The 11,807-nt window shown below is 49.2% G+C and carries 10 protein-coding genes; all 10 read left to right on the forward strand.

The window, feature by feature from the left end; genetic code table 11:
• Nucleotides 1–890, forward strand: an 890-nt coding sequence (locus ACFQ03_RS14155; protein WP_379288908.1) for a M56 family metallopeptidase, incomplete at its 5' end; no start/stop codon positions are given.
• Between the two features lie 39 nt (nt 891–929).
• Complete coding sequence (locus tag ACFQ03_RS14160; RefSeq protein ID WP_379288910.1) at nt 930–1,991, forward strand: beta-glucanase/beta-glucan synthetase; 1,062 nt, start codon at nt 930–932, stop codon at nt 1,989–1,991.
• 18 nt (nt 1,992–2,009) lie between these two features.
• A complete protein-coding gene (locus tag ACFQ03_RS14165) occupies nt 2,010–3,224 on the forward strand; it encodes a transcriptional regulator (RefSeq protein ID WP_379288912.1) in 1,215 nt (404 codons plus the stop codon).
• Nucleotides 3,225–3,310: 86 nt separating this feature from the next.
• Nucleotides 3,311–4,183 carry an ABC transporter ATP-binding protein gene (locus tag ACFQ03_RS14170; protein ID WP_379288914.1) on the forward strand — a complete coding sequence of 291 codons (873 nt, stop codon included), beginning with the start codon at nt 3,311–3,313 and terminating at the stop codon, nt 4,181–4,183.
• Nucleotides 4,177–5,415: an ABC transporter permease gene (locus ACFQ03_RS14175; protein WP_379288916.1), complete on the forward strand. Its 1,239-nt coding sequence runs from the start codon at nt 4,177–4,179 to the stop codon at nt 5,413–5,415. Before ACFQ03_RS14170 ends, ACFQ03_RS14175 begins: the two co-directional genes overlap by 7 nt.
• Entirely contained in the window at nt 5,396–7,441 is a 2,046-nt protein-coding gene (locus tag ACFQ03_RS14180; protein WP_379288918.1) for a DUF5050 domain-containing protein, read from the forward strand. Before ACFQ03_RS14175 ends, ACFQ03_RS14180 begins: the two co-directional genes overlap by 20 nt.
• A 736-nt stretch (nt 7,442–8,177) precedes the next feature.
• Nucleotides 8,178–8,651: a MarR family winged helix-turn-helix transcriptional regulator gene (locus ACFQ03_RS14185; protein ID WP_144933735.1), complete on the forward strand. Its 474-nt coding sequence runs from the start codon at nt 8,178–8,180 to the stop codon at nt 8,649–8,651.
• Nucleotides 8,648–9,865 (forward strand): MFS transporter, encoded by a 1,218-nt coding sequence (locus tag ACFQ03_RS14190; protein WP_144933736.1) that lies wholly within the window; start codon nt 8,648–8,650, stop codon nt 9,863–9,865. Before ACFQ03_RS14185 ends, ACFQ03_RS14190 begins: the two co-directional genes overlap by 4 nt.
• A 179-nt stretch (nt 9,866–10,044) precedes the next feature.
• On the forward strand, nt 10,045–10,872 hold the full coding sequence (locus tag ACFQ03_RS14195) for a DUF92 domain-containing protein (protein ID WP_379288921.1): 828 nt from the start codon (nt 10,045–10,047) through the stop codon (nt 10,870–10,872).
• 28 nt (nt 10,873–10,900) lie between these two features.
• Complete coding sequence (locus ACFQ03_RS14200; protein ID WP_144933738.1) at nt 10,901–11,797, forward strand: GNAT family N-acetyltransferase; 897 nt, start codon at nt 10,901–10,903, stop codon at nt 11,795–11,797.
• The last annotated feature ends 10 nt before the right edge of the window (nt 11,798–11,807 follow it).

The raw sequence follows: 11,807 nt of genomic DNA on the forward strand, positions 1-11,807 counted from the left end.
GGGAGAAGCTCTTTTTCTATATCCGCTTTTTCCAATTCCTACACCCACAGAGATTTTACACTATCGATGTTTGGTACAAAACGCTTGTGTTTCTGGCGACCGCCCTGCACTGGTTCAATCCGTTCGTCTATATGATGGCAAGAGAAATCTCCGTCCAATGTGAAATCTCCTGCGACGAAGAAGTGGTCAAAAATACGGACAGGAACGGCCGGCAGCGATATGTTGAAACCATTATCGGACTGATTAGAAAGCAGTCCCGGATGCAAACCGTGTTCTCAACTAATTTCTACGGAGGTAAACAGGGTATGAAGAACAGAATTTTGTCCATCATGGATTCCCGAAGCAAGAAATGGGGGATATCCATTGTGGCCGTCATCGTTATAGCAACGCTAAGCACGGGGATTGTGCTGAAGCTGAACATGGAGAATTCCGACACCGTGACCCCCCTGACAGCATCCGATGCGGAGGTAGGGGTGGAAAAGGAACGTCCGGATCCTCCGCTTACAGGTTCCACTTCACCGACGGGTTTGGATGGAGAAGTAGAAGGGGAAGGATCGGAGCCCGATCCGTCAGTGAACGGCAGCTTGTCAGGTGCTCCAAAGGAAAGCTTGGAGGAAGGAAGGGCTTCCGGGGATGACGCATCGGTTCAAGGACCGAAGATGTTTCAATCCACACAGGATAATCTGGTAGCAGGGCCAAGCGGAGCGGCACCTGGACCTGAAGCTTCCATGAATGGCGCCTCGACGCGTTTAATTGAGGGCAAAGGGGAGCCCGCTCCTGTGCGTGACACTTCTGCCGATGATTCTGCGAGTATAGTCGAGGTTAACCCGAATACGGTTAAGCAAGACCCGTCTTCCGAGCCCGGTGTCTTTAATTTAGTAAAGGATTGAGAAAGACTGCGTAGAAGGAAATTCGAAAGGGTTGACAATGTGCAAAAGACATGGATATTTAGGCTGGTAGTAGCTTTAGTCGCCGTTGTCATGCTGGCAGCCGGCTGTTCAACTAAAAATGCCGGGGAGGATGGATCGAGCGACATCAGCAATACCGATTCCAATCCATTTGAACTGGATGACAAGGATACCGTTGTTTTGGGCCATATTGGTCATGGACTGGCCAATCCGGAATTAGATGAAACGGGCGCGAGACTTCCCTTGCGCTATAGCGGCGGCGAATTAAAGTTAGATTATACCGTAAATGCAGCCGGAAAGGCGAAAAATGTCGGCTTTCTTGTCTTCGTAGACGGAATCCCGCAGCCTTATAAAATTAATACTGCCGATGCTCCTTATGAGTATATGCACATCTTTGAGCTGGAGGGGGATGACGTGCAGACGCCTTTCTCCTTTATCTTCACCCCGGTCACCGGCAAGCAGGGGGAGACCTTGAGCGTCAGCATTGCCAGCGTATATAATCCGGCATTTATACCGGACATGAAAGAAACGAGTTCTTATGGAAGCTATCACGATACGTTGGAATCGATGTTTTCCCTTGTTTTTGACAAAGACGCGGAGGCTCTCGATGTTTCCTCTATCCCGCATAACGAATATTTAAGTGATGTTCGCCTGTCGGCCGAACTGATCACGAAAGAGATGATGGAAACCCAGGGCGGTTTTGTAACGATAGATTCGGAGACTCTGGAGAAAAATGTATTCAGCCGTTTGTATTTTGACGGGGCGGTTCTGTCGAAGGTCGACAATCTCCAGGTGAAGGACAGCGGCACCCTTCATGTCACCTTTCAAATATTCGGCCATCCCGGAGTGAGGTATAGAAATACGTTCTACATCAATCATAAACCTTTAATCGGCAAGGAAGGAAGCACTTTTGAAACGGTACTCGCCAAGGGCGAGGCGGCAGTGATCGACGCGGATATCGATTTAGGGAAACTGGAGGAACTCAATACGTTTTATGTCGTTTCGGTTCCGGTGAATGCCGCCGATTTCCCAGATGATGTCGTTGTCTTGGAAAAAACAGCGTCCATCTTATTATATAAATGAATGGAGACCAAGCGGCCTATGAATAAGAAGCTGTTGATCGTCATATTACTTCTATCCGTATTATTAGCTGCGGGATGCGCACAAATCAATGCGAATTCAGAACGTTCGATAGATCCGTCTCCCCGTACGGAAAGCCAGGCTAACAATAAAACAGACGCACCCGATATGGCGGCGACTCCCGTCGTTTCCAAATTGAAATTGGAGAAGATCCAAGGCGACATCAAGAGCATTCATTACGCAGATGGCAATAAGGTGCTCATATCGGCCGACAAGCTGTATTTATATGACCTGGGCACGGGGAATGTTGTGGCGGAAGCCCCGCGAGAAGCATTCGAGGGAGAAAATTACTGGGTGATTGACAGCGGGTACGTTGCGGTCGGGGTAAAAATCAGTACCGGCAAAAGCAACGGGAGTATGTTGACGACAAACGAAGGGATGGCCTACAGCGCCGTCTTCTATGACCGGGAGCTGAATAAACAATCCGAATTCCATTTCAATTCATTGCTTGATGGCGATGACGTATTGTCTACCGACTCGTTTTCGTTTTCTTCCGATGGAAACCAGGCAGCTTATGCAACATTATCCGGCCTATATCTATATGATTTTAGAAAGGATAAGAGGACAACGGTCATCGATTTGCTCTCTGAAGATTATAAGGGGCGCTCCGGCCTTGCCACGATTGAGCAAATCGGGTTCACGAACGAGGACAAGACTATTGCTTTCAAGGCGCAGAGCTTGGATGTCCCCGCTATCCCCGGCAAGCCTTCTTTCGATACGTGCGGTACAGTCAACACGGATGGCTCCGCACTATCCAATCGGACCTTCGACAATTACATATGCAAGGAACTGACGGCTTACAACAAGGTGCTATTCTTGGCGGAGGATTTTACGGTTCCATCAGGAAAAATTCTGGTTATGGATACTCCCGGCGGGACAACGAAGCTTCATACGTTGACGGAGAAGGGCGAAAGCGGATTTGTAACGGGCTCCGATTCGGGACGCTATTTCGCCACTTCGCTTGCAGACAAGAACGGCACCGGATGGAAAATTCGGGTATATCATACGGAAACCGGTAAGCTGGAAGCGGAGCAGCTCGTCTCGAGTGACGGGAAGGAGCTCTATATGGCCAGAGATCCGAAAATCAAGGTGATCGACGATATAAGGACTTGCATTGTGCTATTGGGATCAACACAGGCGGATATTGAAACCAAAGTGGTGATCAGTCAGTTTTAATTTTGAAAACCGGGCGCTTTCTTCTTTTAAGTCCCAATTGTTCTTAGAAGAAGAAAGCTGCTTTGTTTCATAGGAGGAACGGATGGGTGAAAGTAACCTTCAAAGGAATTTCCAAGCAGTATAAAGGCAAGTATGCGCTGAAAAACTTTACGTCCGAGCTGGAGAACGGGATTTATGGTTTGCTGGGGGCGAACGGTGCGGGAAAAACGACGCTGATTAACATCTTTGTCGGCATTTTGAAAAGCGATGAGGGGCAAATATTGATCAATGGCGAGGATGTGCGGGGCTTGGGAATAGACTTTCTGTCCCATATCGGTTATTTGCCGCAGTATCCGCAGTTTTACAAAAACTTTGAAGTGATCGATTTCTTGCGGTATATGTGTGTGCTTAAAGATATTCCCATGGAAAAGGGCGAGAAGAGGGCCAGGGAATTGCTGGAGATCGTCAATTTGAGCAGTGCCCATAATAAAAAGATCGGAGCGCTATCCGGCGGAATGCGCCAGCGTGTCGGAATTGCACAGGCAATGCTCGGCGACCCGGATATTCTGATACTGGACGAGCCTACAGCCGGACTTGACCCGCAGGAAAGGATCCGGTTCCGCAACCTGATTGCCAAATTTGCCGAGAACCGAATCGTATTGCTCGCTACGCATATTGTCTCCGATATTGAATTTATTGCCAATCAGGTGATCCTGCTCAAGGACGGCCAGTTGGTGAAGCAGGATACGCCGCAGGCCCTAATGAGGGGAATGGAGGGGAAGGTTTGGAATGTAACGGCGACGGATGCGACGGTCGATGACAAGCTGAAACGCCTTAAAATCAGCAATATGATGCGGGACCAGGAGAAAATTCTGTTAAGGGTGATTGCCGACGAGCAGCCGGATCCCCATGCTGTCCATGTGCAGGCGAATTTGGAGGATGTTTTCTTATACTATTTCGGAGAGGGCGAGCAATGGTAAAACTAATCGTTTATGAATGCCGCAAGCATTTCCTGAAAACGTCCGTTCTTCTGGCCGTGCTGCTTTTCTCCATCCTGAGCGTTGCCAAAATATACAGCGTGTACGATGGGAACTCGCTGCTTTCCAAAAACTATTCTGGCCCCGAGTGGAAGGAACTCTATTGGGAGATGTACGAGGACTTCGGAGGAAAAATAACGGATGAAAAAATCGGACGGCTCATGGCCATATATGGACCTCTTGAGAAACAAACGGCCGATCGTACGGCAAGCACGCGAACGGATAACCCCGATACCTACACCGGAAATGTCTACAACGACCGCCTTTTCTTCGATTGGTGCTTTGTGAAGCCCATGAAGTATGCCTATATGTACAGAAATCATGCTAACGATATTGTGACTGCGGCCAAGGATAATATGGATTTTTATGAATCGGTCGGCAATGGGTACGAATACCGAAAGAATGCCGCCATTGCGGAGCTTTTTAAAGAACGGGCTATATCCCACTTTTCCTATACGGAAATGTACCAATATTACTTGCATTATGATTTTTCCGCGTTTCTAGTTTTGCTGATTTGTCTGTACGGCTTAATGAGCGTATTTGTAACCGAGAAGGAAACGGAGATGGATACCCTCTTATTGACTACGAAGGCAGGGGGAAGACGAACGGTTATCGCCAAGCTTGCCGCTTCTGCCATCTTCATATGTATCGTCTGCTCCTGGTTCTGGCTGATTGATTTCACGGCATTTTCCGGGATCTTCGGTTCTCTGGAAGCAGCTTCCTCTCCTCTGTACGCCGTCGAGAATTTCGCAAACTCATCGATTGCTGTGAGCCTGGGCCAATACGCCCTGCTGTCCGGCTTGGTGAAAACGGCGGGAATTCTCGTGCTCGGCCTGACGTTTCTGCTAGTTTCCTGCCTGTTTAAAAATGCCCTGCTGCCTTTTATTATCAGCCTGTTCTCCGCCTTCGGATTGATCTATATGGAGGAAGCGTACATGGGCTCCGGACACGTGCTGTTCAAAGTGATCAACCCGTTTGTGCTGGTCGTCAATCGGGAGCTGTTTCGCAAGACGGAATTTGTCAATCTGTTTGGTTATCCTGTGTACAGCTATCTGTCGGCCCTCTTGTTTGCGGCCGTCTGGGGGACGGTATGTATTGTGGCCATTGCGATGCTGGTCCGCAAGAATGCTCAATCCGGAAAAGGGGGGAAGAAGCGTGTCCTTGTGGATTTATGAGATGAAAAAAATGTTTTTCTATCAGAAGGGCCTGCTGTTCATCGGATTGTATTTCGTTATCAGCACGGCGGCCCTGATTGCTTTCGACACGCCCGTCAACCCGGATGTGGAATTGAATGCTCCGCAGTATTTTTATTACCTGGATCAAGTCCGCGGTCCATCCTCGGAGGAAAGCGAACGGTTCTTGACGGATGAATCCCGTCGAATTTCCGACGCAAACGTCGCCTTGCGAAAAGCATACGACGATCATTATGACAGGAACCTTGCGGAGGATGAACTGGTGGCCATAACCCGTCCGCTGGAGGACATCGTCCGGAATGAAAGAGGCTTTAACCTTGTTTTTGACCAATATTCGTATATTCGCGAGCAGCCGGACAACCGGTATTTTCTGTATACGAACGGCTGGGACGGGCTTCTGTCGCATGACAGCCTGGATTTGTTCTTTCTTTTATTGCTGCTCGTACTCGTGGCTCCGGTGTTTTGCTACGAGTTTGAAAGCAAGATGGATCCGCTCATCCTTACCGTCAAGAAAGGAACAAGGGTTCAGGCTGTCACTAAGATAGGTCTTGTGCTGGCAACCGTTGCCGTGCTCTGTCTATTCACCGAGGGCTTAAGATACGGTTTCTTTCATTTCAAATACGGCTTGGATAATGGAAGTTATACGCTGCAAAGCTTGTCCTATTTTGGAACGTCTTCCAAGGATGTCACGCTGTTCGACACATTTGTATGGTTGGCGGTGTGTAAGCTGTTCGGCTATCTAAGCTTTGCCATGCTCATTATGTTTGCTGCGGTATATATAAAGAAATACGCGCTGACCCTATTCGCCAGCACTGCCGTGGTCCTGCTCCCCTATTTCGGATTCCGCCTGGAATCCTCGAAATACTGGTTGCCGGGGCCGCTCGGGTTTATGATTTCCACGGGATTCTTCCGAGGGAACGAGTATGAGTACAACATCTATACGGAGCAGAAGGACGTCGTATTTCAGGAAGTTTCCGGCGCGGCGTGGATCCTGTTGTTTGCCGTTACGTTGTGCATCGGTATTGGCATGTTTATTGGAATCATGTTTCGGCATAGGAATGTATGGGGAGCCGGCCAACGAAGTCACCGGCTGAGGCCGGTCGGTCTTACGCTCATCCTTAGTTTGGCCGCATCCGCGTTATCCGGCTGCGCCTCTAATGGAGAAGAGGGGAACTATGATATTTATAACTCCTCTTCCAAAAGGTCGTTTGAGAATGAGCGCTATCGGTTTTATGCAGATGAAACGATTATGTTCGAGGATAAGGAAACCGGGGAGCAAGAAAACTTGATCCGAAACCCGCTGCAATCATCCACCAAGGTCAGAGATGTTATTTACGGCAACGGTTCGCTTGTTTACTACATGAAGTATGATTTTGACAAGTCAAAGCTTCGGGAAACGGTTGACCGATTTTCGATTATAGAAGTAGATACGGCGACCTTTGAGGAGAGAATTGTTTTCGAAAAAAACCTGAACGCAGATAGAGATCATTTTTTGGGGCTGAATAAAACCTCCGTGTCCGATGAAGTTTTCTTCATGACAGTAGACTCTTTTTTTATGGACGAGCGCAGCATCTACCTAATCGGCGAGGGGGAGATCAGGCGGGTAAGTAAACTAACGGGCAACGTGAGTGTTATCGTCCAATCGCGGGTGATGAGAAGTGTCGCTTTTGACGGCCGAAATATTTATTATGTCAATGACAAATCCGAGGTGGCCAAGTACGATACGAAGACCGATTCAGAAACGGTTATTCCTGATCTTATAACGGAATATTTTGTGTTGACCGATACGGAACTGCTTTATATCAATCGCAAAGATAAGCAAAAAATCTATGCCATGAATTTGCGTGATTTTTCAATTCGTAAGATAACGGATAAAACCGTCCTAACCTTTACTTTCGACGGGAACTATATTTACTATGAAAGTAAGGCAGACCTTAAGACATATCGAATCGACCGGGACGGACAAGAGGAGACGCTTATCGCAACCGATAAAGGAATACGGAACTAAACCGAAATAAGCACCAGGGACAGGAACGGCAAAATCACGGGAGGAAATAAAGGTCCCGGTTCATTAAACCATCTCAAAACGCTGCAAAGCGTTTTTTTTCATATTTAAAATCGGACGTTTTAGCTGAAAGTGCCTCTTTTAATCAGAGGGCTTTCCTAAAATCCAGTTTGCGATTTTCAGCACCGGGGACTCTCGTATGATGTGAACTCTTTCGGGATAGCCCGGTCATCCGCCGGATCGGGTAAAAGACAAACAAAACTGCAGGTCTTTTAGGGGAAAAAGCCGCGCGATACCTAATTCTAAAGCGATAGTGCAGGTCTTTTAGGGGAAAAAGCCGCGCGATACCTAATTCTAAAGCGATAGTGCAGGTCTTTTTTGGAAAAAGTCGCGAAATGCCTAATTCTAGAGCGATAGTGCAGGTCTTTGGAGCGATTTTTGCGAAATGGCCACATTTGGTCAAAAAGACCTGCACATTTGAGCGTCTTTGGCCCTCTTTTTAGAAAATGGCAGGATTTTAATGCACTTTTGCTCGTCTTTACGACGATCTTACCGACCGGGGATGTAGCGTGTGGTTTCCCTGCTCATCACGCTCCATTGGGCAGAAGTCTAGGGGGGGCCGAAAAATGACTAGAACGGGCTTCGATTTCTTGTAAGCCGGAGATGTCATTTTCATTGACATTGATGGTTGTTCGGTATATAGTTGTTTAGACAACTAATATAAGGGAGCGGCAAAAACATGACTGTGCAAGAAATTGCCCTGGATCATTCCATAGGCTTTATTATGGGCATTACACATCGGAAACTCGCGCTCGTATTGCAGAATCGGCTGAAGAATTTCGATATCACCCCCGAACAATGGTCGGTTCTATACTTGATTAGCCGGGTAGACGGCCTGATTCAGAAAGAGATTGCTCAGCGCTCGGGCAAGGATAAGCCTACCACTACCCGCATTCTCGATCATCTGGAGACGAAGGGTCTGATTTATAAAAAGACGGGCACGGAAGACCGCCGCTCGTTTGTGGTCCACATTACCGATAAAGGAAGAAGCCTGATTCAGGAGACGGAACCGATTGAGAGGCAACTTGTTAATGACATTAAAGAATGTATGTCCGAAGAGGAGTATGAAATTCTTATGAAGCTTATTCTCCGTATACTCAGCTATGCGAATAATGAACTAACCTCCAAAGATCAGGAGAGAGATGGACAATGAATACTGACCAACCTACGAAGCTATGGACGAAATCATTTATATCATTAACTATTTGTTCGTTTCTTGTATTTTTAAACTTGCAAATGCTGCTTTCCTCATTCCCGGCTTATGCAAAGAATGAGTTTCAAGCGGGGGATTTGGCTGTCAGTCTGGTTACCAGTCTGTTTGCCGCTTCGGCGATAGCCACCCGGTTTATGACAGCGGCTCTTATGCGAGTCGTACCCCGCAATGTGATCCTGTATGTCGGGCTGGCTGTAGCCGCCATCACCACCGGAATATACGTCCTGGCCGACTCCATAGGCTCGCTGCTTGTAATGAGGATGGCCTACGGAATCGGATTCGGGATGGCGAGTACAATTATTCCGACGCTGGTTTCGCAAATTATCCCCATCCAAAGAATGGGGGAAGGGATTGGTTATTTCGGACTGTCCACCAGTCTGGCGATGTCTGTTGGGCCGATGATCGGCTTGAACATAATGAATTATTTGGGATTCCCTGCGCTGGCAATGGCCGGTACGGCTGCTGTGCTCCTGATTTTTCCGCTCCTGCTAATTACCCGTTCTCTGCCGCCGGACAAGAAACAGCCTGCCCCCAAATCCGCAGGCAAGAAAGCGGGGAACAAACCGGCCTTCAACCGCAAATTATTGTTTCCGGCAATGCTCAATATCATCCTGGCAGTGACCTATAGCGGGCTGCTAAGCTTTATCGCTTTATATGGGGAATCGGTGCATCTCGAACAGGTCGGGCTGTTTTTTTTGTTTAACGCGATTACCATCATTATTATTCGGCCGGTATCCGGAAGAGTGTTCGATACGAAAGGGCATGCCGCCGTTTTGATCCCAGCGGCATTATGTGTCGTTGCAAGCTTGACGGTTCTGTCCTTTGCCGCATCCTTGCCTCTCTTGATCGTATCCGCGCTGCTGTATGGGCTCGGTTTCGGAGCTATCCAACCGACCATCCAAGCCTGGATGATTCGGGTGTCTCCCCAGGAGCAGCATGGCATGGCCAACAGCATGTTCTATAATGCGACCGATCTGGGGGTGGCCGCGGGAGCATTGATTCTGGGAGCCATTTCGTCAGTGACCGGGTATGCCATGATGTATCGATATTCGGCGGGCTTCATGATTCTGTTCCTTATCGTTTATGTATGGGTTCAAGCAGTGGAAGCGAGGAAGAAGAACCGGGCGCAAGCGGATATTTCCATACCGGGCTGATCCTGACAAGATAGCATTGTCTAAACCGTTCGAGATAAAATAAAGACGGGATATAATCCTGTAACTATAGCGGGCCATGGTTTGATATAATTCAACGTATAACCATTGCTTTCGGCAGGGAAATAGCAGCGCTGCTGCCGTAAAAACCGAAACTCGGCAAGGAAGAAGGGAGGGCGCTTATGGGGCAATGGTGGATAGGCTTGGCCGGAAGTCTGCTCATCGCCGGGGCGGCATATTGGAAAAAATCGTTGTCCGCTTCCGGACTGATTGCCGCGGTCTTGCTCGGCACGGCTCTATATTCTGTCGGCAGCTTGCCCTGGTACGGCGCCTTGATCGCTTTCTTCGTCTCCTCCTCACTATTGTCCAAGTGGAAGAGCCGCAGGAAAGAAAACGCTGAAAGCGGATATGCAAAGACGGGGAGAAGAGATGCCGGTCAGGTGATCGCCAACGGAGGGCTCGGCTTGCTGCTTTGCGTCGCTCACGCGATATGGCCCCACCCGGCTTGGTGGGGAGTATACATAGGAGTTATCGCTTCTGTAACCGCCGATACGTGGGCGACGGAGGTAGGAGGATTAAGCAGGAGCCGGCCCCGTTCCATCGTGAATGGGCGCAGGGTTGAGGCAGGGACTTCCGGCGGCGTGACCTTGCTGGGACTCGGAGCTTCGGCAGCCGGCGGTTTGTTCATCGGCGGGATCGCCTGGCTGCTGTTTCAAGTTCAGCCGGCGGCGGGCGGCGTTTTCTTGGCAGATCCATATGGGCTGTATTCGCTGCTTATAGGTTTACTGGGAGGTTTGGCCGGTTCCCTGGCCGATTCCTGGCTGGGAGCCGTCGTACAGGTCATGTACCGCTGCCGTATATGCGGCAAGGAGTTGGAGAAGAGCGAGCATTGTCAAGCTGCGGCAGAGCCAATCCGGGGATGGACATTCATGACGAACGATGCGGTCAATGCTCTTAGCTCGGCCATAGGCGGGCTTGTCGGCTTTCTGCTTGTTTGGTTTATTTTCTGAAAAACCGGTAGAGAAGGGGCGAGCGGAAGTGGATGAAAGAAAACAATTTAGCTTTATCCGTCTGGGCCAGTGCACCTTTGAACAAGCATTAAGGCTGCGAAATCGCGGTTTTGAAGGGTATTATTTTGATGTAACCGTAACGATGGATCAATTGCTCCGCTCGTTTGCGGTTAACGGTATACGCCCGGAGCTTTCTCTGGTCGCATGCGCGGACGGCCATCCGGTCGGTTTTGTCTTCCTGGCGGTTAAAATGTTAAATGGGCTGAAAGCCGCCTGGAACGGCGGAACGGGAGTGATTCCCGAGTATCGCGGATACGGGCTTTCTACAGCGTTGATGCAGGAAGTCAAAACTCTTCTCACGGAGCAGGAAGTCGATCGCGCCTATTTGGAAGTGCTCGTTCAGAATTCCCGCGCCCTCTCGGCTTATGAAAAGGGAGGATTCCATATAGCGGACCGGCTGATCGGATTGACCAGGGACGGAGCTTTGGAGCCTGAGGCCTTCAAGGCCGGCGAATGTTCCGGCTTCAAGCTGCAATATGGGGCTCCCCGTACCGTGAAAGATATTCCCTATTACCGGGAAATAGCAGCATGGGAATGCCAGTGGCAGAATATGGCGGAAGGGGAGTCGCTGATCATCAGAGCCGCCGATGGAGAACCTGCGGCCTATGCCCTGTTCAAAAGAAATTACAGCGATGAGGGCATGATCAAGTCGATCGTTCTCTATCAATGTGAGGCCGCCCCCGGCCGCGTGGATCGCACGGAGCTTTTTCGCATGGCGCTAAAGGCGGTGTTTGGACCGAAGGAGCTTGACTGCAGCCGGACCACGGCCAATTTGTCGGGTTCTAATCCGGATTTAATCGATATGCTCAAGGAGGCCGGATTTAAGGAACGGTACCAACAGCATTTAATGGTCATGGACTTGTGAAGGCTTACAT

This window comes from Paenibacillus residui, assembly GCF_042677205.1.
Lineage (GTDB): Bacteria > Bacillota > Bacilli > Paenibacillales > NBRC-103111 > Paenibacillus_L > Paenibacillus_L residui.